The 25678-nt window shown below is 40.5% G+C and carries 27 protein-coding genes; 18 read left to right on the plus strand and 9 right to left on the minus strand.

The window, feature by feature from the left end; translation table 11 throughout:
• The first annotated feature begins 191 nt into the window (after nucleotides 1-191).
• The 5 genes from AC1DOK_RS03170 to AC1DOK_RS03190 all read left to right on the plus strand — a co-directional run bounded on the left by AC1DOK_RS03170 (nucleotide 192) and on the right by AC1DOK_RS03190 (nucleotide 5929).
• A complete protein-coding gene (locus AC1DOK_RS03170) occupies nucleotides 192-1037 on the plus strand; it encodes a DNA alkylation repair protein (RefSeq protein WP_477552783.1) in 846 nt (281 codons plus the stop codon).
• 261 nt (nucleotides 1038-1298) lie between these two features.
• Entirely contained in the window at nucleotides 1299-2081 is a 783-nt protein-coding gene (locus AC1DOK_RS03175) for a sensor domain-containing protein (RefSeq protein WP_477552784.1), read from the plus strand.
• 128 nt (nucleotides 2082-2209) lie between these two features.
• Nucleotides 2210-3733 carry a spore germination protein gene (locus AC1DOK_RS03180; protein ID WP_477552785.1) on the plus strand — a complete coding sequence of 508 codons (1524 nt, stop codon included), beginning with the start codon at nucleotides 2210-2212 and terminating at the stop codon, nucleotides 3731-3733.
• Nucleotides 3714-4808 carry a GerAB/ArcD/ProY family transporter gene (locus AC1DOK_RS03185; protein WP_477552786.1) on the plus strand — a complete coding sequence of 365 codons (1095 nt, stop codon included), beginning with the start codon at nucleotides 3714-3716 and terminating at the stop codon, nucleotides 4806-4808. The genes AC1DOK_RS03180 and AC1DOK_RS03185 overlap by 20 nt, the downstream gene beginning before the upstream one ends.
• A complete protein-coding gene (locus tag AC1DOK_RS03190) occupies nucleotides 4805-5929 on the plus strand; it encodes a Ger(x)C family spore germination protein (RefSeq protein ID WP_477552787.1) in 1125 nt (374 codons plus the stop codon). The genes AC1DOK_RS03185 and AC1DOK_RS03190 overlap by 4 nt, the downstream gene beginning before the upstream one ends.
• Before the next feature lie 47 nt (nucleotides 5930-5976).
• Here the strand turns inward: AC1DOK_RS03190 and AC1DOK_RS03195 are convergent, their stop codons facing one another.
• Both AC1DOK_RS03195 and AC1DOK_RS03200 read right to left on the minus strand, forming a co-directional pair.
• A complete protein-coding gene (locus tag AC1DOK_RS03195) occupies nucleotides 5977-6354 on the minus strand; it encodes an ArsR/SmtB family transcription factor (protein WP_477552788.1) in 378 nt (125 codons plus the stop codon).
• Nucleotides 6317-6739 carry an SRPBCC family protein gene (locus AC1DOK_RS03200; RefSeq protein WP_477552789.1) on the minus strand — a complete coding sequence of 141 codons (423 nt, stop codon included), beginning with the start codon at nucleotides 6737-6739 and terminating at the stop codon, nucleotides 6317-6319. Before AC1DOK_RS03200 ends, AC1DOK_RS03195 begins: the two co-directional genes overlap by 38 nt.
• A 189-nt stretch (nucleotides 6740-6928) precedes the next feature.
• Between AC1DOK_RS03200 and AC1DOK_RS03205 the strand changes: the two genes are divergently transcribed.
• From AC1DOK_RS03205 to AC1DOK_RS03235, 7 genes are all read left to right on the plus strand, one after another.
• The gene (locus AC1DOK_RS03205; protein WP_477552790.1) at nucleotides 6929-7585 is read left to right on the plus strand and encodes a response regulator transcription factor; all 657 of its coding nucleotides are present in this window, start codon (nucleotides 6929-6931) and stop codon (nucleotides 7583-7585) included.
• A 4-nt stretch (nucleotides 7586-7589) separates the two neighbouring features.
• Nucleotides 7590-9029, plus strand: a complete 1440-nt coding sequence (locus tag AC1DOK_RS03210; RefSeq protein WP_477552791.1) for a sensor histidine kinase — start codon at nucleotides 7590-7592, stop codon at nucleotides 9027-9029.
• On the plus strand, nucleotides 9026-9799 hold the full coding sequence (locus AC1DOK_RS03215) for a hypothetical protein (protein WP_477552792.1): 774 nt from the start codon (nucleotides 9026-9028) through the stop codon (nucleotides 9797-9799). Before AC1DOK_RS03210 ends, AC1DOK_RS03215 begins: the two co-directional genes overlap by 4 nt.
• A 231-nt stretch (nucleotides 9800-10030) precedes the next feature.
• Nucleotides 10031-11443 (plus strand): ABC transporter substrate-binding protein, encoded by a 1413-nt coding sequence (locus tag AC1DOK_RS03220; protein WP_477552793.1) that lies wholly within the window; start codon nucleotides 10031-10033, stop codon nucleotides 11441-11443.
• 14 nt (nucleotides 11444-11457) lie between these two features.
• Entirely contained in the window at nucleotides 11458-12351 is an 894-nt protein-coding gene (locus tag AC1DOK_RS03225; RefSeq protein ID WP_477552794.1) for a carbohydrate ABC transporter permease, read from the plus strand.
• Between the two features lie 55 nt (nucleotides 12352-12406).
• Nucleotides 12407-13240: a carbohydrate ABC transporter permease gene (locus tag AC1DOK_RS03230; RefSeq protein ID WP_477553089.1), complete on the plus strand. Its 834-nt coding sequence runs from the start codon at nucleotides 12407-12409 to the stop codon at nucleotides 13238-13240.
• Nucleotides 13241-13260: 20 nt separating this feature from the next.
• The gene (locus AC1DOK_RS03235; protein ID WP_477552795.1) at nucleotides 13261-14400 is read left to right on the plus strand and encodes an efflux RND transporter periplasmic adaptor subunit; all 1140 of its coding nucleotides are present in this window, start codon (nucleotides 13261-13263) and stop codon (nucleotides 14398-14400) included.
• A 236-nt stretch (nucleotides 14401-14636) separates the two neighbouring features.
• Here the strand turns inward: AC1DOK_RS03235 and AC1DOK_RS03240 are convergent, their stop codons facing one another.
• Nucleotides 14637-15164 (minus strand): GNAT family N-acetyltransferase, encoded by a 528-nt coding sequence (locus tag AC1DOK_RS03240; RefSeq protein ID WP_477552796.1) that lies wholly within the window; start codon nucleotides 15162-15164, stop codon nucleotides 14637-14639.
• Nucleotides 15165-15402: 238 nt separating this feature from the next.
• Between AC1DOK_RS03240 and AC1DOK_RS03245 the strand changes: the two genes are divergently transcribed.
• Nucleotides 15403-15741: a S1 RNA-binding domain-containing protein gene (locus tag AC1DOK_RS03245; protein WP_477553090.1), complete on the plus strand. Its 339-nt coding sequence runs from the start codon at nucleotides 15403-15405 to the stop codon at nucleotides 15739-15741.
• A gap of 12 nt (nucleotides 15742-15753) precedes the next feature.
• Complete coding sequence (locus AC1DOK_RS03250) at nucleotides 15754-16458, plus strand: hypothetical protein (protein WP_477552797.1); 705 nt, start codon at nucleotides 15754-15756, stop codon at nucleotides 16456-16458.
• 83 nt (nucleotides 16459-16541) lie between these two features.
• Here the strand turns inward: AC1DOK_RS03250 and AC1DOK_RS03255 are convergent, their stop codons facing one another.
• Nucleotides 16542-17249: a hypothetical protein gene (locus tag AC1DOK_RS03255; RefSeq protein WP_477552798.1), complete on the minus strand. Its 708-nt coding sequence runs from the start codon at nucleotides 17247-17249 to the stop codon at nucleotides 16542-16544.
• A 189-nt stretch (nucleotides 17250-17438) separates the two neighbouring features.
• Here AC1DOK_RS03255 and AC1DOK_RS03260 point away from each other — a divergent pair, with 189 nt between their 5' ends.
• The gene (locus AC1DOK_RS03260; protein WP_477552799.1) at nucleotides 17439-17675 is read left to right on the plus strand and encodes a hypothetical protein; all 237 of its coding nucleotides are present in this window, start codon (nucleotides 17439-17441) and stop codon (nucleotides 17673-17675) included.
• Nucleotides 17676-17846: 171 nt separating this feature from the next.
• On the opposite strand, the gene AC1DOK_RS03265 is transcribed toward AC1DOK_RS03260, so the two are convergent.
• Together AC1DOK_RS03265 and AC1DOK_RS03270 are read right to left on the minus strand one after the other, a co-directional pair.
• A complete protein-coding gene (locus AC1DOK_RS03265; protein WP_477552800.1) occupies nucleotides 17847-18089 on the minus strand; it encodes a hypothetical protein in 243 nt (80 codons plus the stop codon).
• 394 nt (nucleotides 18090-18483) lie between these two features.
• Nucleotides 18484-19677 carry a multidrug effflux MFS transporter gene (locus AC1DOK_RS03270; protein ID WP_477552801.1) on the minus strand — a complete coding sequence of 398 codons (1194 nt, stop codon included), beginning with the start codon at nucleotides 19675-19677 and terminating at the stop codon, nucleotides 18484-18486.
• Nucleotides 19678-19862: 185 nt separating this feature from the next.
• Between AC1DOK_RS03270 and AC1DOK_RS03275 the strand changes: the two genes are divergently transcribed.
• The gene (locus AC1DOK_RS03275) at nucleotides 19863-20045 is read left to right on the plus strand and encodes a hypothetical protein (protein WP_477552802.1); all 183 of its coding nucleotides are present in this window, start codon (nucleotides 19863-19865) and stop codon (nucleotides 20043-20045) included.
• 28 nt (nucleotides 20046-20073) lie between these two features.
• On the opposite strand, the gene AC1DOK_RS03280 is transcribed toward AC1DOK_RS03275, so the two are convergent.
• Entirely contained in the window at nucleotides 20074-21264 is a 1191-nt protein-coding gene (locus tag AC1DOK_RS03280; protein WP_477552803.1) for a coenzyme F420-0:L-glutamate ligase, read from the minus strand.
• Between the two features lie 124 nt (nucleotides 21265-21388).
• On the opposite strand from AC1DOK_RS03280, the gene AC1DOK_RS03285 reads away from it, so the two are divergent.
• Together AC1DOK_RS03285 and AC1DOK_RS03290 are read left to right on the plus strand one after the other, a co-directional pair.
• Nucleotides 21389-22273, plus strand: coding sequence for a LysR family transcriptional regulator (locus tag AC1DOK_RS03285; protein WP_477553091.1), 885 nt, complete (start codon nucleotides 21389-21391; stop codon nucleotides 22271-22273).
• Complete coding sequence (locus AC1DOK_RS03290; RefSeq protein ID WP_477553092.1) at nucleotides 22270-22389, plus strand: DUF4272 domain-containing protein; 120 nt, start codon at nucleotides 22270-22272, stop codon at nucleotides 22387-22389. Before AC1DOK_RS03285 ends, AC1DOK_RS03290 begins: the two co-directional genes overlap by 4 nt.
• A gap of 146 nt (nucleotides 22390-22535) precedes the next feature.
• Here AC1DOK_RS03290 and AC1DOK_RS03295 read toward each other — a convergent pair whose 3' ends face one another.
• Nucleotides 22536-24380 carry a DUF2264 domain-containing protein gene (locus tag AC1DOK_RS03295; RefSeq protein WP_477552804.1) on the minus strand — a complete coding sequence of 615 codons (1845 nt, stop codon included), beginning with the start codon at nucleotides 24378-24380 and terminating at the stop codon, nucleotides 22536-22538.
• A complete protein-coding gene (locus AC1DOK_RS03300) occupies nucleotides 24371-25519 on the minus strand; it encodes a glycoside hydrolase family protein (protein WP_477552805.1) in 1149 nt (382 codons plus the stop codon). Before AC1DOK_RS03300 ends, AC1DOK_RS03295 begins: the two co-directional genes overlap by 10 nt.
• Nucleotides 25520-25678 lie beyond the last annotated feature (159 nt).

The raw sequence follows: 25678 nt of genomic DNA on the forward strand, positions 1-25678 counted from the left end.
ACGCAGCGTTCATCAATCGACACAATTCCATTTGTTCAAGCACTGATTTTGGTGTTGAGCCTTATTAAATGTTGCCTTTTTGGAAATAAGTTGTGAATGAGATTACATCTTATTTTCTCGATATAACATTATCATATGAATAAAAAGGAGATTGTCAAAATATTCAAATCGTATGCGAAAGGAAGATTTCCATGGATAATGAAAAGGTAATTCTGTTTTCCGATGCAATTTTACAGCGAAAAGGAGCTCGAAAGATAAGCGATATTCCGAATGAAGTTGTAGAACTGCTGCAAAAGGGACAATTACAGACAGTCAATTTGACTGAATGGCTTGCTGTTGATCATGTTGTACTACTACAAAACGTTCTGTATGATTTAGGGTTAGATAAGGAGTCCAAACCTATCATACAAAGGCTGGATGATTTATCCGAAAAGAGAATTATGAAAATAATACCTGCAATCGCGCGTGAGTGGCAAATGCTATTGGATTGCAAATCCGAGGTAGAACGTTCTGGGCTTTGCGCTATGTTATCTCGACATCGTTCAGACAGTGTCCGCTGCTGGGCTGCCTATATGATTGGTCAGAATCAACGATGGAGTTTAAATAAAAAACTAACAGGTATTCGCCCGTTTGCTGCAGATTCTCATTTTGGTGTACGTGAGATTGCTTGGATGGCATTAAGGGAGTCAATCATCAGAGATTTAATAGAATCACTTGATTATTTAGGTGATTGGGTTCGTGATGAAGATGCGAATATTAGGAGATTTGCTATCGAATTAACTCGTCCACAAGGTGTGTGGGCAAAACATATCACTGCATTAAAAGAAAATCCGGCCATTGCGCTTCCGCTTTTAGAATTTGTTATGTCTGATCCGGAAAAATATGTTCAGGATTCAGTAAGCAATTGGTTGAATGATGCTAGCAAAACCAATTCTGATTGGGTACTGCAAATTTGTGATCAGTGGCTGAAGGTTTCGGATACAAAGGAAACAAGGCGGATCGTAAATCGAGCTAAAAGAAGCTTAATAAATAAATGATAGGGCAAAACGGCAGAGATGCCGTTTTTTTGTATTGAGAATTGTTGTCTCTGCCCGTTAGCTGGACTTTTAGAGAAGGTTTCTTAGAATCCATTTGTAGCCGCATAAGCTAATCCATCGACGAGTCGGGAATAGACGAATACTGGTCTAAAGGCTAGTTTCAGATAGACCTTAAGGCGGTTAAGCTGTGGTGATAATGATGATATACTTCAAGTAATTGAGCATACATAACTTATTTCGACATAAAAGGGTGTGTAAAAAATGAAGGTTACTGAAGCAGCTTCTCCTCCAGCGGCAAAAGTGAAATGGGTTCTGTTTAATCCGAAAACATACGCGACGATTATATATTTTATATTGTCGCTTCCGCTAAGTATTGTTTATTTTACGTTAATGGTAACAGGTATTGCGTTGTCTATTGCACTTACGCCTCTGTTTATCGGTATTCCGCTTTTCTTTGCAGTAGATAAGCTATTGCAGGGCATCGTGAAGTTTGAGCAAGGGATAATCAGGCAGATACTTGGTTTACCAATGCAATCAAGTATATTCAACTATGACAAGCAGATGCAAGCAGGGCAAAACTGGTTTATGCGGATGGTTCGTGCCTTTGACGGACAGCTCTTTATTCGTAATGTTATGCTGATTTTACTGAAATTTGTTACCGGTATCGTGTTTTTTACTCTTATGGTCGTATTTGTGGCGTTAGGTTTAGGACTAATTGCTCTTCCTGTCATTCATGTCATCTTGCTGAAGGAGATTCAAGTTGACATTCTGCAAGATAGCTTGTTCCAATATTTCAATATGGATTGGACGATCAATCAACAATATATTTTCTATTCTGTAGTTGGTGTCATCATGTTCTGGCTCTCGCTTCGTATTGTAAACTCTTTAATGGCATTACAGCGGCAGCTCATGTATGTTGACGAGCCTTACCTGGTCGTTCAGCAGCAGGTAGTAGAGCAGCCAATGCCCTTAAACCAGCCTATAAGCGAGTCTTCAAGTCAAAGTCAGCCTGTGAAGCCAATGTATGCTGATTATCAGCTGTAAGGAGTCAAAATCTTAAACAATAGGACACAAATTTAAGGCTGCCATTCGGCAGCCTTTTGTTTATAGAATAATGTTCCACTTAATGGTTAAAATAATGAAAATTGGAATGACCTGGGTGGAATGAAACGATGGATCTTTTAAAGAGATTATTTTCAAACAACCGGCCAGAAAATAAGCCGCTAATAAAAATGGATGTTTATACTTCATTAGAAAAAAATAAGGAGTTCATTGAGAATCAGCTGTTTCATACGAGTGATTTGAAATGGCGAAGCATTAGGTTTAATCAATTAGAGGGTCTTATTGTTTATTTAGAATCCCTATCTGATGTACAGAGAATTCAAAAAGAGATCATCCAACCTATAGAAGAAAAAAAACAAGGAACCCTGGATGAAGTCATTACTTCTGTGGAGATTACCGAAAAATCGGATCTGGGCGAGTTGCCCCGTGCTTTGATTCAGGGGAATTGCGTGTTGTTATTCGAAGGTACAGCAGAGGTTTTTATTGTTGGTGTAGCCGCAGTTTATATTCGGAATATTACGGAGCCTTTAAACGAAGGAGTCATTCGCGGCGCTCATGATGGTTTTATAGAGCACCTCATGACGAATCTTTATCTGGTTCGGAAGCGCGTCGAGAATCCGGATCTTGTCGTTCGTTATTACCAGACCGGAAAGGCAACCAAAACAAAACTAGCTCTGCTCTATATGCAGGATCTGGCGAATCCGGATCTGGTCAAAGAAGTGGATCAAAGAATCGGTTCCATTACGATGGACATCACCATCTCGTCTGGATTCATTGCTGAATTGATTGAAGATAACCCATTTTCTATATTCCCCCAAATCTTATATACGGAAAGACCGGATCGGACGGCAGCTCATCTCATGGAAGGCCGAGTCGCTATTTTAACTGAAGGAGACCCATCTGCGCTAATTCTACCGGTGACTTTCTTTGCCTTTTATCAAAGCCCTGACGATTATAACAGCAGGTGGATTGCTGGTTCATTAATTCGGTTGATTCGGTTGATAAGTTTTATCATCGCTTCCCTATTGCCTGCTTTATATATTGCGATTATTGGCTTTCACCCCGAGATTCTTCCGGAAAATTTGATCCTTTCAGTAAAGAGCAGTATAGATAAGGTTCCCTTTCCGCCTATTATAGAGGCTATTCTGATGCAGATTACCTTGGAAGTCCTGCGTGAAGCGGGGGTGCGTTTACCGAGTCGGGTAGGTCAAACCATCGGTATTGTTGGTGGCTTGGTCATTGGTGAGTCGGTCGTACGAGCAGGATTGGTTTCCTATCCCATGGTTATCGTCGTTGCCTTAACGGCTATTTCTTCTTTTGTCGCACCGTCAAATGAAATAAGTACGGCGACACGTATTCTGGGCTTCCCGCTCATGATCTTGGCTGCGATGTTTGGTTTGATCGGGATTACGTTTGGTATGCTGTTCATCTTAATTCACTTATGTAAATTAGAGAGCTTTGGCACATCCTATTTTGCGCCAATCATGCCTCTTCGAATTAAAGATTTCAAGGATACATTTGTACGTTTTCCGATCTGGAGTCTGAATCAACGCCCCCATGATCCGCATCCCAAAAGGTATGTTCAAGAAAGAAATTCAAGAGAGTGGGAACAGGATGATTCCGGAAAAGAGTAGAATTACGCAAGGTCAGCTCATGTTTTTTATCGTACAGTCCCAAGCGGGGGTTGGAATTTTAACGCTTCCTCATAAAATGCAAGCAATCGCCAAGGGAGGAGGGTGGATTTCTGTCCTAATCGCCGGATTAGCCGTACAAGTCATTCTTCTCATCCTATGGGCTCTTTGCAAACGATTTCCTTCAGATACGATATACGGTTTCTTACCGAAGATTACCGGGAAGCTTCTTGGGAATCTGCTTTGCTTTGCCTATATTGGCTATTTCCTGCTTTCAGCAGGAACGATTCTGTCCAAGTTTGCCGATATTGTGCAAAGGTGGGTGCTGATAGAAACGCCTAGATGGGCATTATTAATTCTCACCCTTCTCACTTGTATGTACTTGGCAAAAGAGAACCTTCGGGTGATTGCCAAACTGTTTGTTATCTCTTCATTAACGATCCTTGTGATGGTGATATTATCTCTTTGCAGTTATGTAAATGCGAACTTCAGTTACATTTTCCCTATAACGGAAGCGGGATGGGGGAAAATCTTCGAAGCTTCGAATCAGGCATTGTTTCCTTTAATTGGGTATGAAGTTTTATTGGTGATTTATCCTTTTGTTGAAGGGGATAGCGGTGGGAAATTAAAGGCAGCTTCTTTAGGCAATCTGTTGATTACCCTTTTTTACACATTTGAGGTATTTACCAGTCTAATCATTTTCAGCCCGGAGGTTATGCCCAGGGTTTCGGAACCTGTCCTCTATATGCTGAAAGGTTTTTCTTTTCAGATCATCCAAAGGATCGACTTGATCTTTTTATCGTTATGGATCTTTGCTGTTACGACTGCTATGGTCTCTTGGATATACATGGCAACAATTGGATTGGGTCGCTTCTTTCACCGGGGCGAACATAAAAAGGCCGTACCCTATGTCATCTTCATACTCTTTATATTGGCAATGATTGCTCAAGACCCATCGATCACTGAATTCTACGATCGAATTCTTTCGATTACTCATTATACATTTGTGGTTGGACTTCCTTTGATTTTGCTCTGTTTATCGTACTTTATTAGGAAAAGGAGGACGAAAATCAGATGAAAAGGATTTACTTGGTATGTGCGGTAATGTTCATCCTCCTATTTATAGCTGGTTGCTGGGATCAGGATCTATTAAAGGATGCTCGTTTGTTATATGGAGTAGGGATTGATCTCGCCCCTAATGGTAAGCTTCGATCCACCTTTGTTATTCAGGACATGCCGCCAGGTGAACAACAGAATCCTAAAAACGATATTATATACACAGTTGGCAATACGCCAATGGAAACCCGCGAAAATGCAGACGACCAGATATCACGGCAGCTTGTTGCTTATAAAAATCGGACTATTCTCATTGGAGAAGAATTGGCAAAACAAGATATTTATCCGATCCTGGAAGTTTTTTACCGTTACCCTAAAAGTGCCTTAAACGCCAGAATCGGAGTGGCCCAAGGGACAGCAGAAGACATACTTTCCCTTAAGAAAGTTGGGAATGTCTTGATCGCAGAAGAAATTGATGAATTAATCAAAAACAAAGAAAGGACTACAACAGTTCCCAAGGTGACACTTGAAAAGATTTACACTGTTATGTTGGACCCTGGAGAAGATTTTGTTCTTCCATACCTAATGGAAAAAGAGGCTCGCGTAAATGTTTCTCGTATTGCCCTGTTTCATGACCATAAATTAACAGGCCTACTTAATCCTGATGAAAGTACGATGTATTTATTATTGAAAGACAGCAAGGGAGAAATAGCGAGACTTACCCGCAAATTAAATAATACCCAAGAAGGCGATCAAAGCAGATATGACTTTTTGACCTTTGATGTAGAAAAATTAAAGCGAAAAATGAAAGTGCAGGTTCAATCGAATGATAATATTACGGTTAAGCTGGAATTAAATTTGAAAGTGAGTGTAGTTGAATATCCGAAAGATCGATTGGATAAGAAAGAAGTGGTCGAAGAAATAAATCAGTATCTTTCTAAAGAGATGACTGATTTAGCCAAAAAAACACTTGGGAAAATGCAAGAAGCCCAATGCGATGGATTAGGTATCGGCAGACAACTCAAGGCGTTCCATCCCGACATTTGGAGGAAAAAGAAGGATAATTGGGGCAGCAACTATCAAAAAGTGCATTTTGCCCCTGTGATACAAGTGGAAATAACGAAAAAAGGGATATTGAACTAGTTTTTAAGGTAAATTTCTAAACAAGAAATAAAGAAAGAGAGACGCTCTCACGTCTCTCTTTCTTCTGTTTCAAGGAATTCTTTAAGTGCCGACAATTTGTTTTCCCAATATTGTTCGAAGAAGGAAAGCCACTGTTGTAATTCGTTTAAAGGATCTGGCTGAAGCTTGTACCGAGTTTCTCGTCCAACCTTTTGACTACTAACAAGTCCTGCCTCTAAAAGAACTTGTAGATGTTTATTGACGGCAGTTCGGCTTATAGAAAAGTGTTCTGTAATTGCAACAATGGACATTTCCTGACCAGCCTCAGCAAGCAATTTTAACAAATTACGTCGTGTAGGGTCGGCGATTGCCTGAAATACATCATGCTGAGGTTCGACAGCACCCAATTTAACCTTCGATAACGGAAGGGAGTTTTTCTTTGACAATTTTCTCCCACCCGCCTTCCATATGTTCACGAATCATTGCGTGCGGCTGTCCAAATTCTGTAACTTTTTCTGCATTCCAACCAGAATGTATTAGCGTAAACTCCGTTTTTCCATTTAAATTTTTCAATTCGAAAGTTAGGTGCCAATCTTTACCCCAGTTAAAACCAACACGGTTTGGTGGATCAAGTTCCGTTATTTTACAAGGCGAATCGCCGAAGTTACCTGCATGAAGTATAAATTCCTTTCCTAAAACAGCTTCAAAAGTACTTGGCATCCACCATGAGGCGATACCTTCTGCTGTTGCGACAGCGTTCCATACTTTCTCTATCGGTGCATTAATCACGATTGTTTTACGAATTTCTGGTAATGTTCCTTGTGTTTGCATTTTAGTACCTCCAATTTATATAACACCATTTGGTGTTACTTTTATTATAACACCAAATGGTTTCACGTCAAGCGACTGTCCCTTTTTGTTGATTAGCATGTCTATTATTTCCCACATCATGCTATTATAGATGGAGTATCTAACCACCTAGACATTTATACCCATCATTCGTGTTAGGAGATTCAGGGGATGAACAAAAAGATTTTGATAGTTGAAGATGATATTCATATTTCCAAAATTATTAAAATGAATCTCAACATCGTAAGCTACGAGACGACCGAGGTCTATGACGGCTTGGCAGCGCTGGAGCTGGTAAAGAAGGAGAAGTTCGACCTTATTTTGCTGGATGTCATGATTCCGAAACTGGACGGTTTTGCGCTGATGGAACGAATCAGACCTTATCGTATTCCAGTTATTTTTTTGACGGCGAAAAACTCGGTTTATGATAAAGTGGACGGGCTGAGGCTGGGGGCTGATGATTACATGGTCAAGCCTTTCGAAGCGATTGAGCTGCTGGCCCGTATAGAAACGGTACTGCGGAGATATGGCAAAGAAGAACAGGTGATGGCATTTCAAACCCTTCTTGTCGATTTGGACAAACGGGAAGTAACCAAACAGGGGGAAGTTGTAGAGCTAACGCCGAAGGAATATGAACTACTTGTCGTTCTACTGAAAAACAAGAACATCGCCTTATCAAGAGAGCAGTTCATCGATAAAGTATGGGGTGGTGACTATTATGGCGAAACAAGAACGGTCGATATGCATATTAAATCACTGCGCAAAAAACTAGAGCTGCAGGATCACATCAAGACCATTTATAAACTCGGCTATCGGCTGGAGGATTGAGGGGATGAAATTTTGGCAAAAGATTTATGTCTTCTCGATTCTGGTCTTCGTCATTATCTTTAATGCAGCCTCTATTATGGTTATCGAGCGCAGCCACAATAGAATGCTTGAACAGGAGATCAATAGCGCGTTAAGCCAGAATATGAGCATTCATTCCAGTGTCAACGCGATTGTGCCGATCCTTCGCATCTACGATTCAATCGATTACGAGAAAACGGTATTAACGAGAATCGCCAATGGATTTGTTGGCACGAATAACGAACAGCGTGTTTATTTGGATATCAGGGATGAGACGAATCGGGCGGTCTTCAGTAATGCCGATTTCCAGATGCCGGCACAGCGTAAGGAACTGGATAAGCTGGGCGCGGATGAAATCAATTATATTTTGCGGGATATCGATGAGCGAACGATCCTGTTCACCTCGAACATTGTGGATATTAATCATACAAGCTATCTATTTACCTATATGGTAGATGTCACCTCTTTGTATCAGGACCGTGTGGATCAATATCAGTTCTTTGTACAAGTGGATGTGGCTGCCTGTTTCCTCTATATGCTGATCATGTTTTTTGTAAGCAGAGGACTGACGAGATCGATTGATCGGCTGGGTCGAACAGCTCAGGTCATTGCACAGGGGAATTTCTCTGAACGAGTCCAGTTAAAATCAAAGGACGAAATCGGCGTGCTGGCCCACAATTTTAACAATATGGCTGCTGTTGTGGAGGACACAATCACTGAACTTGAGCGGAACAATCAAGAAAAACAGCGGTTTATCAATAATTTTACGCATGAATTAAAAACACCGCTGACTTCAATTATCGCCTATGCGAATTTTATGAGGACAACCAAATATGATGAGGAAACGTTTCTAGACGGTCTGAATGTGATTTATTCAGAAGGCAAACGATTAGAGATGTTGTCATTGAAGCTGATGAACCTGATTGTGTTGCAAGAGGATAACTTCGAGATGGAGCTGCACGATTTGGGAGCAGTTATAGCTGAAATCAAGCCTGCGCTGGACATGATGGCCAAAGAAAAGCAGGTGACTATCGTCACGGAGTGCGAACCGGGCGAGCTGAGATTGGAGAAGGATTTGATCAAAGTTCTGATCTTCAATCTGGTGGACAATGCACTCAAAGCTTCGGATGAACAGCAGACCATTACGCTGCGTATCGCATGGCACGGCGGGCATTGCATGCTTGAAGTGATGGATCAGGGCATCGGGATCGCTAAGGAACATCAGGATAAAATTTTTGAACCTTTTTACATGGTGGATAAATCCAGGACAAGAAACGGTAAAGGGGCAGGTCTTGGTCTTGCGATATGTCAAAATGTAGCGAGCGTCCACAATGCCGTCATCCGGGTAACCAGCAATGAAAACCAGGGCACGAAGGTAGAAGTCGTATTCACACTTACCCATCCGAAAGGCGGGATAAAGGAATGAACAAGCTTATTTTGGTTATCATATGCGCGTCGTTCATGATTCTGGGGACGGGTTGCCAAGGTGTTTTCGATACGATACCGAAAGAGACAGTCATGGTAAAACAAATAAGTAGAGTGAACGAGACCAATGAGGCGGAATATGAGGGCGTTCTGTCCCAGGATGCAGTGAAGACACTCAGTCTAAATGCGGTAAATAAGTACTTCGATGAGAATTTGACGATGGACGAGTTTCAATTCGAGTTGGTGGTTATTGATCAGAACAAGTTTAAAGCTTTGCTAAGTGAGGCGGAATATGTTCCGAAAGTGAACCCAGCAAAGGTTCCAGAACTAAAGCTGGACGATCAAATTGAGTTTGCGCCGTATTCTGGCGGCTTGTATTATACGACTCTGACCAAATTGAACGACCCTGATGAAGTCTATGATATCGTGCTGAATGCGAGGGACGGCGATGTCATTAAAGCTGTCAAGGGGGCAGAAACGATACAGAATTTTGCTAGGACTACAGTGGAAGACGATCTATTGGTGAAACAATACATGAACAAAGTTACCCCTCTCGCAACAAAGTTTATTCAGGATAAAGGGAGCTATCCGTTGTCCGATCTATTGCTGAATGAGGACATGACCCGCACGGGCGGTGTTGTGGAATTGTATTACATGAGCAAGGACGGCGATAAGTTAAAATACGCTGTCACAGTCAATTTGAAACGAAATGAAGTTGTCGGGTTCAGTAAGGACGTCATGGCGCTGCTTAGTTACTATTCTAGGCTCTAAGCCTGACCTACCCGCCTAACCGAACCAGTGCTGCAAGACCACACCTGCGGTTTTGTAGCCGCGCAAACAAGGACCGTCAGGGAACAATTCACCCCTGATGGTTCTTTTTTTTTTAATTTTTTACAACTTCAATACAAGTCTATCTAACTTCGCATATATCTCCGCACTATACTGATGGAGTAGCGCTGGGGATGATCGCGGAGAGATAGATTATGGGGAGGAAGAAAAACAATGAGAAAAGCTATGTTAATCCTGTTCACGTTTATCATGGTTATGGTTTCTGCTTGCAGCGCCCCTGCTGGCGGCAATACGGGGGGAGCGCAGACATCAAACGAAGGGCAGGCAAACACCGAGCAGGTGAAGAACGGGACAGGTACTACACCACCTAAGGGAGAAACGTCTGGAACGAAAAACAGCAAGGAGAAGAAAACAATTGTATTTTCGACCTATTTTTCTGACGATTTCTTTTTAGAAGCCAAGAAAAGATATGAAGCCAAGCATCCTAATATTACAATTGATCTTCAATATATCGAAACAAGTAACGAAAACGACAATACTGCTTGGGAAAAATTTAAAAAAACAACAAACGCAGCCATGTTATCCGGTAAAGGGCCTGATCTGATTCAGATGGATCAATTGCCATCAGGGGATTATGTCAAAAAAAATCTGCTGGCCAACATAGGAGATATGATCGATAAGGACCCTACTTTTAAGAAAGAGCAATACTTCAGTAACGTTCTGGACGGGATAAAGGTAAACGGCGGAATTTATGGAATGCCGATGGGCTTCTTTATTTATGGTCTGATGGGGAATGAAACCGCTATTGAGAAAAGCGGGGTAAAGATCGACGATAGCAATTGGAATTGGGAACAGTTTACCGACATAGCCAAGGAAATCGCCAAGAAAGCAGGCGGCAATCATTTCGCATTAGGTGGAGTCCCGCCGGAAAATATGATAAACGACCTGGTTAATGGTCAGTATGCGACGTTCGTAGATCTGGAGAGCAAGAAGGCTAATTTCGATTCTGCTGCCTTTATCGAATTACTCAAGGAAGTAAAGTTCATGTTTGATGAGAAGATGATAAGTGAAGATTATGGAGGGATTTTTTATAATGAAGTTATTAACTCACCCCAAACTTATATTCGTGAGTTAAGGAATAGTGATTTTTTGAAGAAACCTTACAAGTCAAAGTTCTACTCCAGACCGAATGCAAGCGGGCAGGCGGCAGGCGGTTTTTTCAGAACATACAAAACGATTGGCATCAATGCAAGTTCTGCTGTAAAAGACGAAGCGTGGGACTTCGTAAAATTCATGTTGTCTGATGAGATGCAAGATCAAGCAAGCGGTTTCTCGTTAAATAAAGCTTCATACAAGAAGGTTGCTCAAGATGTATTAAAAAAGGGAAAAGTGATGTCTGATCAACCCGAAGGGGCTATGAAAGGCAAAGAGTTCGAAATTACTCAAAAGGATATCGACGATCTGGAGAAGTTGATTACCGGCTTGAAATATCCAGTTGAGTTCAAACCCTCCAAAATCGAAGAGATTCTATTGAAAGAATCCAAAGCCTATTTCACTGGACAGAAAACACCCGAAGCAGTAGCAAAGCTGATTCAGAATAGAGTGACGACTGTTCTGAATGAATAGGGAGTGGTATGAACATGACAAACAAACGTTATTGGGATAAGCTGATCAGGCTGCTGCGAAAGGATTGGGCTGTGGCAGCCCTCTTTCTGGCACCAAGCCTGATTGGCTTTGCCTTGTTTTATCTTATTCCGTTTGCCATGGGATTTCTTTATTCGTTTCAGGATCGTACGGTTGACGGCTCATTTGTCGGCCTGGACAATTACATGGCACTGCAGGCGAGTGATTCCTTTCGCAAAGCGGCATCAAACACCTTTCTGTTTACCAGTGTGAGCGTTCCTCTCATGATAGCTTTGTCTTTGCTGTTTGCGCAGTTGCTGAATCAAAAATTGTTTATCCGGAATTGGCTGCAGACCGCTTTTGTATTGCCGCTTGTGGTACCTGTCGCATCCATTGTGATGCTGTGGCAAATCTTGTTCGATTGGAATGGCACATTAAATGCATGGCTGCAGAACTTAAATTTGGAGCGGATCGATTGGATGAAATCGGATTGGTCGATTGGTGTGTTAATAATCGTATATATATGGAAAAATATCGGATACAACATTATTTTATTTTTGGCTGGTCTACAAAATATTCCGAAGGACTACTATGAGACGGCGGATATCGAAGGGGCGGGCAAATTTCATAAATGGATTCATATTACGCTTGTTTATTTAACCCCGACGATGTTTTTTGTCATTCTGATATCCATTATTAATTCGTTCAAAGTGTTCCGTGAAACGTATCTGATCGCTGGCGGATATCCGCATGATCGTATTTATATGCTGCAGCATTACATGAACAACATGTTTATGGCGGCCGATGTTCAGAAGCTGACAGCGGCTGCAGTCTTAATGGTAGGCTGTATTCTTGTTTTTGTGACGGTCATGCTTACTATCGAACGTCGCTTTCGGAATTTCATGGAATAAGGTAGGGGCGGTGAGAAGATTGACTGTATTCCGCAAGCTAGTGCTGACGCTGATTATGGGGGTGCTAGCCGCGATGATGCTATTCCCCGTAGTAGTCACATTTACCAACTCCTTTATGACGGAAGCTGAGATTAACTATAACTATCATCTCATTGGCCAAATGGTCGATATCGCGGCAGGGGAGAAGGACCGATTTATCAATTTGAAGCTGATTCCCGACTGGGTGTCATTCAGTCAATATACGGAGGTATTGTTTAATAAGCCTGTATTCCTCCAAATGTTCTGGAATTCAGTGTTTATGGTCGTACCAATTATTGTGGGGCAAGTGCTGGTCGCGTCTTTGGCTGCGTATGCGTTTGCCAAGCTTCGATTTTGGGGGCGGGACAAACTGTTTGTCATTTATCTGATGACCATGCTTATGCCGTTTCAAGTTACTTTGGTGCCAAATTATATTATCGCAGATAAGCTGGGGCTTATGAACACAACTTCCGCCATCATATTACCGGGGATATTCAGCGCCTTTGGTGTCTTTATGCTCAGACAGTTCATGTTGCATATTCCGAATTCGTATATCGAAGCGGCTAAAATAGATGGGGCCGGACATTTGAGAATTTTTTATCAAATTCTGGTTCCGCTTGTTAAGCCGGGAATTGCAGCGCTTGTCGTATTGCTGTTTGTTGACAATTGGAATATGGTCGAACAGCCGCTCATATTTCTGGAGGATGCATTCAAGCAGCCATTATCTCTGTATTTGTCGAGCATTAATGAAGGGGCAAGGGGCGTCGCTTTTGCTGCGTCCGTTCTGTATATGACTCCGATGGTGCTGTTGTTTTTATATGCGGAATCCTATTTTGTCGAAGGTATTCAACTATCAGGAATTAAAGGATAGTCAATTACGGGGGGATTTTAATGGAAATTCAACCTGCTGGTCAAGCGTTAATTGGACGCAAACGGAAGATTCGCATCCTTCTCGGCTTGTTTATCGGACTGTTGATCGGATTTACCCTGTTCAGCAATACGCTGATGTCATTAACTTTACCCAAAGTGGCGTTAATAACGACGGGTCGGGGTGAACTTGTTCATACATTTCAAGGCAGCGGGACTGTGAAATGGCGTATGGAATCGGCCTTAACGGGCGCTGCGGGAGGGAAAGTCAAGCAGGTCAATGTCAAGGTAGGGGAGCTTGTCAAGAAAGGACAGGCGCTGGTCGTATACGATACGAAGGCTGCTGAATATCAGATACTGGATGAGAAGGCCGCTCTTGATAAGTTAAACATTTCTATTAAAGAGCTGCAGAATAGTTATAAAGAGATTTATCATAATGGGGATGAGAAGAGCATCGAAAGCGCTAGCAACGCTTTAAAGGTTAGCTCAATCGATAAGGATGTTCTGCAGCGTAGAATTCAAAAACTGCAGGAGGATTTGTCGGCAAATGGCCTACTAGCTGCACCTTTTGACGGAATCGTAACGAAAGTGGGTGCGGTAGAGGGGCTGGGTTCAACTGGAGGAGCACCTGATATCGTCATTGCCAACCAGAGCCTTGGCTTTGATTTCGAGTTCCTTGCCCCTGCCGATGCTATTGGTCTTCTAGAAAAAGGAGCTCAGCTGGATGTTCAATTGAGTGGCAGCAATGCCAGACAAGTCGAGGGCCGTATTGAAGAAATTGAGGATGCAGAGCTCCTCGCTCAAACAGGCGAAGGCGCAAGCCAAACGATATACACTGCAATGAAGCGACTGATCGTTGCTATTCAGGACGATGCTTTGCAGGGAGGGGAGCGGGCCGAGGTCGAGTTGACTAGAACGATGGACGATGTGATTCTAGTACCCAATAAAGCAATTCGCGATGAGGGAAATAAAAAGTACGTATTTGGTATTGAGGAAAGAAACGGGCCTCTTGGCAATGATTTTTACGCTCGCAAACGATACATTACAATCATAGATTCGAATGAAACTCAATCAGCTGTAACCCAGGGTTTATTCGATCAGGAACAAATCATACTCGAGAGCAGCGATCCATTGCAGGAGGGAGACAAGATTCGAGTCCATTAGTGCTGCCAAATAGACAGCTTATCTTTGTTGCAGATATGGCAAACTAACCGTTGGTTCAAGAATCGCAGTGGGTTACCGGCCAGACCCTTCGCGTTAATGGAGGGTTTGTATAAGAAACATCAAATAGGACTCCTGCAAGAAAAACGAGCCTGGAAGCGCTTCTAGGCTCGTTTGCATTATAGTCTCTACATTTACCATGAAGTTGATTGCCTCTAATATTCTCGAGCTCATGTCTTTTATTCTGTCAAATTCTTTGTGAGATAGAGTACAACATCATCATCTATTACGACTGTTTCGCCATATTTAATATATTCGTGTCCATCATGAATTCCCTTACCATCTGGAACATACCTACGTTTTGCATACAAAATTTGAGCATTGCCATAATCAGAAAAAATTCCAACTCCAATGCCCGCAATTTCTGATCGTTCTTTAATAATTTCCTCTGCTCTATCCATCAGTCTTGAACCAATACCTTGACGCTGATATTTGATTAAAACATTAAAATCGTTTATTTCTGGTATTCCCTGATCTTTAAAGGAAGGATAATGAGAATCCCATAATACATTTACGTAACCAGCAAAAGCACCATCAACTTCAGCTATTATCGAAACTCTATTACCATTTTTTTGTTCCTCAAGATAGTTAAGATATAAATCAACTGGTTTTTCCCATCCTTGTTCTTTAAATGCTTTTGAAATTACTACTGGATCACTTTCATTCAATTCTCTAATATGTATATTCATATATTTTCTCGCTTTCAAATATTTTTTTATTCCAATAGGGTAAGAAATAGGAAAATCCCAATATCGGATTGATTTTATGTATGAGCCAACAATGGAACCATGAGTTTGTTACTAACAAATAAATTCTCTTTGGTTTTTAGAAGAAAAAGGGTCGTATCTTCTGTATGTAATGCTTCAATCGTGCTATTTTCAGGAGAAAATATCATAACAAATCAGATTTTCACCATCATGTTCAGCCACTGTTCGTATTAACGATCTGTCTGAAGTATACAGTCCAGGTGATCAGTTCAGCGTTAAAGTGACTGAGGTTGATAAAGAAAACAAGCGTGTCAAGGTAAGTCATAAGGCATTGGAGAAAAATCCATACCCTGATTGCTTAACTCGTTATCAGAAAGGTCAAGAAGCATTAGGAATTGTTACTGGCATTGAAGAATACGGAATCTTTGTTAACTTAGAGCCGGCAGTAGATATCCTTTGTAAGAATCAAAAAATTGGATCAAAGCGGATTACTGTTGGGGATCGAGTAACCGTTGGAATTATTGAGATTAACCAGAAAAAAGAACGCATGTACGGCAAGTTAATTCGGAAAATTTAAGGGGGGAACCATATGTCATCCCCCTTCTCTATTGAAACGTATAAATGGGAAATAGATTACAACGTGATCCCCTCTACTCCACGGATATTAAGAACTGAATTTTCGAAGCAGGAAGTAAGAGCCTTAAATGCAGTTAAGCACTTAGGTATAATAGGTAGCGCACAATTCAGAAATTTATTTTTTCCTAAGAATAAAGCACATATTCATCATATGCTACGGCAACATAAGATCATAGAACACCCGATAAAACGTAGAGATGGAAACAAAATGACCACTCTGCAGGTCTACACACTTGGATATAAAAGCCTGGAATACTTTCATATTTTGGATTACATGAATTACTGGCTCGAGTACAATTCAAGTGAAGTCCTGCAGCGTCTTGCATTCTTCAAGCTATACCAACGTTTCGTAAGTAAAGAGCCGGTAGTTTACCGGGCTCCTCCTCCCTTTACTGGTATGTTTGATATTTCTGGTGACCCGATCGATGTTCTTGTTGTTAAGAACAACACCCAGGAGATTCAAAACGAGTGGAGATTTATAAAACCGAATCCTAATAAAAGAATGATCGTTCTTACTGAAAATCTCAACTGGTTAAAACCAATAAATGAGTTTTTAATTCCATGCAAGGTTAGAGTAGCGCTGGAGAGCGATTTAGATGTGCCTATCGAACAAATGTTTTATCATTGGGATAGTGAGAAAAATATGTGGTCTAAGTAACCCTATATACAAAATAAAAACGGCGATTCTTCCGGAAATAATGGATGAGATCGCCGTTTTTAATTATTATTTACTATTAAAATCTAAGGATATACTTTTGCCCAGATCAGTCCATCAAGCAACCCATTTTGTAATTTTGCTGGAGATTTCCCTTCAACATAATCATTTCCAATCAACTGATCCAAAAAAGGACCCCCATAAGTTTTCAAATACCCAGCACTTTTATTATAGTATGGTGTAAACCACACCTCTCCCCATCCACCTTTAGGTATGTATAAAACATAAGTATCTGAAATACTCGCAGTTTTAGACCAAGTAAAGCCTGCATTAGCTCTTACAATACTTCTCAAAAATTCAGTATCAAGATTTGCTGACCATTGTTCTGTTTCAGATGCTGTCCAATTAACATGGTTTTCACATATTTGTGGTGCGTTTGAAGGGCATGTTTTTGTAGGTACAACTTTATAACTCAATCCTGAATATCGAGTATTAGACAATTCATCATATTCAAGCCTTAATTGATTTCGTGGTGCGATAGTAGATTGAGGATCAATTGTACTATTTAATGCTACCTGATTTGACATTTCTTCTTTTTCGGCTTCCATGGAAGCCGCTCTTAAAGCTTTAAATTCTTCAAAGCTAATTTCTTGCAATCCATTTTCAGTTACTCTAAACATACCAGTTATTGTATCTCCAGTTAGCTCATCATAGTAGAATTCTGGTTGAGGTTGACTATCTTTGCTTTTGGCAAACCCCTGTTGCGGAATAATCAAAACTAACGATAAAGCCAATGCTGCAAAACCAAGTAAAATTTTTTTTCATACTTCAAATTACCTCCCTAAAATGGTATAATGTTACATATCGAATCTATCAGATTTACAATAATTTGTCAAAATATTTTAAAAAATAGTAAATTTTAAAATATTTAGTATAATATTAAATGATTTTTCCATTTATCTAATCTTGAGAGGAGTCATGTAATGTCTAGACGTACAGCAGGTGTGATTTTTATTCTAATTGCTGCATTCTTATATGCAACATACTACTTGTGTGCTGCTATTTATGGATCTAGTTCAATTAACTGGAATGAAGTAATGTTTGGAATTTTATTAGATAGTGTGGGTACAAAGCTTATATCAATTAGTAAAATATCTTTATCTGCTGGGGTGATCTACTTAGTTTGGGCAGAGATAGAAGCATATTGGATAAAAAAATAATCAAAAGATAAAAAAACAACAAAACCACTATTTTACCTAAAACAGTAAAGTAATGGTTTTGTTGTACTAACGTCATCCGTTATTATTTAAGAAACCTAAGAATTTCAATTACTGCCCTCTCACGCCGTTCGCTAATAATTTTTCAAGTCCTGATAACGAAACTGGATGATTCTATTTCGTTACTGCACCGCGGTTTCTTATCAATTCTTTTACTGACTCGTCAAGATCATCCTGACCAATAACTTTTAATAGAGTGAATTTCCATTTGTGGCACATTGTATCTTCATTATTATGGAATTCTTTTTCGTAATAATACGGTCCAACTGTTCCTATGTATACATAGTCATTATTAGTAATAAGGACGATATCTCCCTCCTGCATAGTATGAACGAATGAACTAAATGTGTTCCACATAATATATGTTTTCTCTCATAAATTGAGAGCAGTAGAACATAAGCAACCCGGAGTTATTTTCCATTGGTAGTGCAGAAAAAGGAGTGGAAAGCTCATATGTTATGAGTAACAATTGAATATCTTTTCTCCCCAATAACCATTTTGATACCACGATTTAAAATCAATATCGAATGTTTCTTTTGCAAGTTGGTTAAAGCTTGTTCTAATCTACTCGTTTTCTCTGACGTTTGTAATGTAATCATACTCATAACCTTTGATGATATATTTCATAAAACACCTCGCCTGCTTCTCTTCTACTAGATAATCATATCTTAAATATGACACGATGAGAAACTCTGAAATTAAAGGAGCTGCCCCTCAGTCATTCATGACATTGGGACAGCTCGTTTCATGATTATAAGTTGCGTTGTTTCATGCCAAGAATCTTTTTACTTACAAGAACCAAGGCTACTGCCAATACGAGAAAATACATAGGCATCGTTACTAATGAATCATTGTGAAGGTAACTCATGCCACTCGTAATGAGACTGACAACAATGTAGTAACCTAATCCAAAAATTGCACCTGCTGTACCAAGTACATCACTATAATGGATAAGCGCCAAGCTTAGGCAGTTCGGAATCGCCATACCAATGCCCAGCAGAAGGATAAAGATACAGGCTACCATTAAAGTCAAAAATGTAACGGAAGGACTCATCCCATAAAGAGCGAGACCAGTGAGACATACAGCTCCCACAGTCGTTACGATGGAGCCAATCAAGATGATTTTTTCTGCTGGAAATCTGGTTAGCAGTTTTTTCGATAACATCGCACCGAATATGGATGACATCGCTACAAAAATACCAAAGAAACCATACATACCAGGACTCATGTGAAAAAAATCAATAAAAATAAATGGAGCTTCGGCGTAGTAACTAAACAAGATGCCATTGGTTGTTCCAATCAGAAAACCAAATGCCCATACTCTGCGATCAGAAACCATGCGTTTAGCGACTGAAAGTGTGCTAATGTTTGAGTTTGTGGATACTTTTGTCTCAGGTAGAGAAACAAACGTGTACATATAAATAGCAACACTCATCACAACAAGAGTGAAGAAAACAGCCCTAAAGCCAAGCGATTGATCGACCCATCCACCAATTAATGGTCCCATAGCCGGAGTAAAGGCAAGAGCAGCAGAAATTTGAGCAAACACAACATGACGTTTAGCTCCATCGATACTCTCGCGCAGAATGGTTTGTGTTACCACAGAACCGGCACTAGCGCCAAAAGCCTGAATGAATCGGCTTACCAATAACCACTCAGCCGAAACAGATAGGTAACATCCTAAGCTTCCTACTCCATAAACTACAATTCCCCAAAGCAATGCAGGACGCCGTCCTATGGAATCAGAAAGCCTTCCCCAGCAAAAAACACCAACGGCAAAACCTAGGAAATAAATACTGAGTGTCAGTTGGATCATGTTGCTACTTGCATTTAGATTATTGGCGATATCAGGTAAAGAAGGTGTATATATCGTTTCGCTAATTTGTGGAAAACCCACAAGGATAATTAAAAGCAACAATGATGGTGCTGAGATTTTACTTTTCACAGCTAATGCCCCCCTATAATTCGAAAATCTCAATTAGTTTATCGAGAAATTAGGGAATTGGGGGCTTGCATTTGGTTAATCTAGTAAATGAGAGCATTATTTTTCACCTGTATTTTTATAGGGGGGAGATATATCAAGCATTATAGCAAAATATAATGAGTATTGTAAGATTGGAGGATGATACAATGCTAGTTGCGGTAGTGGGTAGTGTTGCCTTTTTGATACCTGTAGTTTTATATGTCTTGTTAGTATTAGGATTTCCTTATGGTGAATTTGGAATGGGCGGTAAATATAAGGTTATGCCGATACGAATGAGATTTTTTGGATTACAGCGATTACTGGATAATATACAAAAAACCACAGTTTAGACTGTGGTTTTTGTGTTTATTAAGCTTTTTAATTTGTATAGTTATCAAAATATCCTTGAATGAAGATAATCGGTGTACCTTTATCTCCACTACCAGAAGTTAAATCGGATAGAGAACCGATAAGATCAGTTAATTGTCTAGGTGTAGTACCTTGTGCTTCCATCGCTCCCACTAGGTCAGCGTCTTTATTTCGGATATGCTCCGAGATCGCTTGCTTAAGTTCTTCACCTTTTAAATGAGCAAAGTTATTATCAGCTAGATACTTTAACTTAACTTCATTAGGTGTACCATCAAGTCCTGCTGTGTAAGCCGGTGATACAACTGGATCAGCCAGTTCCCATATCTTGCCTACTGGGTCTTTGAATGCTCCATCTCCGTAAATCATAACCTCAACATTTTTGCCCGTTTTTTCTTTGAGCATATGCTGGATTTTATCAACTATTGGTTGGCAATTACGCGGGAAGAGTTTAACACTATCTTCTGTTGATTTATTGGATCCTAGCAGACCATAGGCTTCATTGCATCCACTGCCATCAATAGACTCGGATAAGATGTTATCGAGGCTGTAAATTTTATCTCCACCATTTGCTTTTAAAATTCTCTTCGTTCTGAATCTCGTATGGATGTCACAAGTAAGAACATTTTTGGTGTACTCCAGAATTGTCTTTGGATTATTGGAGAAAATGACTTCGCACTCCGTACCGTATTCTTCAATTAACGATTTATAGTAATCAATATAATCAATGCCAGTAAAGGGATGTTTCTCATATCCAAAATGCTCGCGGAATTGCTGTTCGGTTAAAACATCTGTCCAAGGATTAACTCCTTTTTCATCAAGCATGTCTAAATCCACTAAGTGATTTCCAACTTCATCAGAAGGATAGCTAAGCATTAAAACAATTTTTTTAGCGCCTTTGGCGATACCACGAAGACAGATTGCAAAACGATTACGACTTAAGATCGGGAAGATGACGCCAACGGTTTCTTCTCCATATTTGGAACTTACATCTTTAGCAATATGATCGATAGTAGCATAATTACCTTGGGCACGAGCAACGATTGACTCTGTTACAGTTACGATATCTTTATCATTAATGTTAAAGCCTTCAACTTCTGCAGCTTTTAACACACTATCTACAACGATTTCCTCGATATTATCTCCACGGTTTACTATGGGGCAACGGAGACCTCTAACAACTGTTCCAACTACTCTTTCCAAAATAATCGCTCCTTATAACTATTAAAGTTAATTTAATGATGTGACGTATATATTTGTAATATACATCAATCTAATGGTATAAGTGAAATTAATATATCAAATAATAGATATAAGAGGTGGTTATATAGTGAGTAAATTAGATTTATATAAGGTGTTTTGTAAGGTAGCCAAAAGTAAAAGCTTTTCCGAAGCAGCCAAAGATCTTTACATGACACAACCAGCTGTTAGTCAAGCGATCATGCAGTTAGAAAGAGAGTTAGATACACGTCTTTTCACAAGAACACCTAAAGGGGTATCGTTAACAAACGAAGGTAGTCTTTTATTTGAATATGCTAATTCGGCTATTAATTTAATTCATGTTGGAGAAGAAAAGATTTTGGAATTTAAGAATTTAACGACAGGTGTATTAAAGATAGGTGTAGGTGATACGATTTCTAGGTATTTTTTACTTCCCTATTTAGAAGTTTTTCATAATAGATATCCCAATATTAAGTTTAAGATTGTTAATGGTACAACACTCGAGATCTGTTCCATATTAAAATCGGGGGAGGTTGATATTGGAATTTGTAATTTTCCGCTTGATGATCCTACATTAGAACTACGACCATGTATTGATATTCATGATATTTTTGTTTGTGGGGAGAAATATAAGACTATATTATCTAAACCGTTAAGCCTCGATGAAGTAGTAAAATTGCCGTTAATATTACTTGAACCGAAATCAAATTCCAGAAAGTATATAGAAGATTATATGATAACTAAAGGAATAAAGATTTCGCCAGAATTTGAATTAGGTTCACATGATTTATTATTGGAGTTTGCTAAAATAAATTTAGGGATCGCATGTGTGACGAAAGAATTCTCCCAAGAGTATTTAAATAAAGGATTATTATATGAAGTACAACTAATGGAGGAAATACCAAAGAGAAATATAGGCGTATGTTTTTTGAAAAGCGTGCCACTATCACCAGCATCAACAAAATTTGTTGAGATCATGGAAAGTAAATAGGACAAGAATCTCCAGCCGATATGAATGAAAGCATCGTAATGGAGAGACGCAAGGGATTGTTCTGGATGATGGGTCATCGGAATGAAGAATGGGATGATATTATGATGGATACCTAGCCTGCTTGTTGATTCTGCTTATCTATTCGGAGGACATCGTTAAGTCCAATGACGAGTTAGGTCAAATGGGGGAAATGCCAAAAGACCGTTTTTGCCTGTCAAATGGTTTTAAACGGTCCTTTAGTAGTGTTGGGTTACAAAAGTACTTAAAGCTCGATTAATACTTTTTTATTCGAAGGATCTACTATACGCAGCTTGTCTGTTTCAAAAGTAACCTCATACCACTTTTTCCAATCGTCTATAGAGAAGCATACATCTGTTCCAGGCTCTCCGTAAATTGCAGATACAAGCAAATGAACTCCTGACTCAAGACTTGTCTTCAGAGTTGGAATAGCCGTTCTTGTATGCTGCAGGTTCGTATTGGCTTGAACACGGAGTAGCTCTGCCTGCTGATATCCAACAATGTTGACAATACCACATATACCAAACGTACTTTGTCCAGCTATGGCATTTTCGCCTTCAATTAAAGTCAGCGTTGGATCCAGAGGTAGCGCAAAGCCTCCTTCAGCTGCATCCAAATTTCTGGATGTCTCAATTCGATGAATTCGAAGATGCCAAGGCAGTCCAGCAAGAATAATCGTTGTAACTTCTACATCTGGCCATGGTTTCCATCTTGATGTAATTTTATTTCCGATAATGGAAATCTCTTCATTCTTTCTACGGACACGGTAAAGATTGTCGCCTTCGCTAAGGGCCAGCATGGAATCATAAGCACCCTGCATAAGTCCCCACTCTGCCCGTGGCACACTAAATCCGAAGGAAGCTGAGTAGACAAACTTTTCATATTTGGCTGAAGTATGTGTATGCTCATTCGTTTTCAGATGTCCGGAGTTAAATGCAGCAATATGATCTGATTTCGGTTGCCGGCAAATAACCAGATGAGGAGCCTGCTGAATCGATATGTTTTGCAATTCAGGCAACGGTTGCTCCTCTGCCTGCCAAAAAGGATGATCTTCCGAAAGTGCAAGCGGTAGGAATGCCTTCATCGCCCAGTATACAGAACCCGGCGCATTATAGTTTTCTGCCATGATGAGATTTGGATAGGCATAGCCAATCGTCATGACACCGTCATTTGTAAATATTGGTTGTTTAAACCACCAGCGTAGATGCCGTAAGAACAATCCCTTGAGTACTCCTGGAGAAAAGCTTTCTACATCTGCAAACGCGAGTGCCCCCCAAAATGCCCCCTGCGCAAAACGGTAGGCCAGACTTCGACCATAAGGTATCGCGCGTCCATCTTCAGCAAACCAGTAAATGAATTGTTTGGCGAATTCTCCGGCACGGCTTTTGAAGCGGCTTGCCCGCTCTGGGTCCTCTTCTCCCATTAGTTTGGCGTAGAGCAAACCATAATAGTGTATGGCAAATGGAACATAGTAATCACAATGTCCGTAAGCTCCGTCGGAATACCAACCATCCTTCAGGTAAAATTCTTCAATCCGCTGTAGATTCGATTCCATCTGTACTTTATCATATGGCAATCCAAGCTTGTAGAAACCTACATTCACTAACACATGGAAGAATAGCCAATTGCAGTCCCAAACGGGATGACTATTAATCTGGTTTAGCCAATTATATAAATTTTGCTGTGCTGAGAGACTAAGCTTCTCCCATATTCGATCGGGGATGAAGGCCAAAGCAAATCCGAGAGATGCCATCTCAACGAGACGTTGATCAAAATCAATAACCTCTCCCCAATACTCTTCATGAGAAGGGTCGGTCCCATTAGTCATACCTGCAAGACAAAATTGAAGTAATTCCTCGTTAATGCTTCCGCCTGCTAGAAGAGGAATCAATCCCCACATGACTCGAGAGAAGCCTTCCATCTGTGCAACCTCAGGATCATAACTTGTACCCGTAACACCGAGCGTTAATCGTGCCTTGCCGATTGAATAATACGGGATCAAAGGTTTCACCAATTGATTAAAGGCTAGCTCCAGGTCATCTTTACAACGAAGCGGATTAGAAGCAATTGCCTGCTCGATTATTCCCATGGAATGCTGATTCCCCCTTTGAGCCTTGCAAGACCTTCAATAAAGAAGTAATCACCGTAAATGAGTGGTACATCCATATTTTTGCGGGAAGGATAATGACTGGTTCCATGCAGAATAAGTCCTTCTTCGTCTTCTCTTTGAAATGTGCCATAATTGCGATATAGCGACTCCAGAATTCGCTCTCCTGCTTTCCTATAGCTTTCTGACTCCGTATCGGGAACAAGCTCGGCAATCAGGAGAAGTCCGCAGGCTGCACAAGCACCAGCAGATGAATCACGCAGTACTTTCGTCTCCTCAGGTGCTCGAAAATCCCAAACTGGCACGTAATCCTCAGGTAATTGCGAAAGAAAGAAATGTGCTACCCGTTTGGCACTATCCAAATAATCTTGTCTACCTGTATGCTTACTAGCGAGGGCAAGTCCATAAATTGCCCAAGCCGCACCTCGGGACCATGCAGATTCAGCATCATATCCTTGTCCTCCAATATATTCGGCAACATGTCCAGTCATCGGATCAAACCGCACGATATGCCGGACCGAACCATCAGCACGAATGAAATGTGATAGTACGGTTCCCATATGTGCTTCTGCTACGTGGTAGTACCGTGGATCTTCACTCTCTCTCGCCGCCCAGTAAAGCAGCGGAACGTTCATTGAGCAGTCTATGATCGCAAGACCTTCATTTTTCTCTCCCTCTTGCCAAGGATTCCAGGCGCGGATATAATTCCCTTTCAAATTAAAGCGGCCCATTAAGTAGTTAGCTGCTTTAAGTGCCCGCCTACGTGATTGCTCACTTCCATTAAGCTTGTAATTGGCGATACTCGTAAGCGTCCACATAAATCCGAGATCATGATCAAGACGATCATAGCCGTCAAGGACCGCATCGAGCTGTTGCTCGCACTGTTCAGCAATTACACGAAAATTGTGTTCTCCACTTCCTTCGTACAATAGCCATAGTAATCCTGGCCAAAAGCCAGCTGTCCACCAATGAGGCGGTTCCAGTACATAGGCCCCTCCTTGGCTAGCATGAGGAAAGTTTGCACCAATTCGCGCACTGGTTCGTTTAACTTTCAGTACGGTTTGTTCCCAAGCCTCATTTACCCATGGTGCTGTTTCAATTTTACTCGAATGTGATTGCATAATTTGATTCCCACCAATCTTTAAAATGTAATCCTAAGATGATCTACTGCATGAAAAGCAGACAGATAAGAGGGGGTTAAAATCCAGCTAATCCACGATGACTGATAGGCTTAACCCGATTTTATGCAAGTAGCAGTGCTGAATCAGTCACATCCTATA

This window comes from Paenibacillus sp. P5_B5 (genome assembly GCF_056400365.1).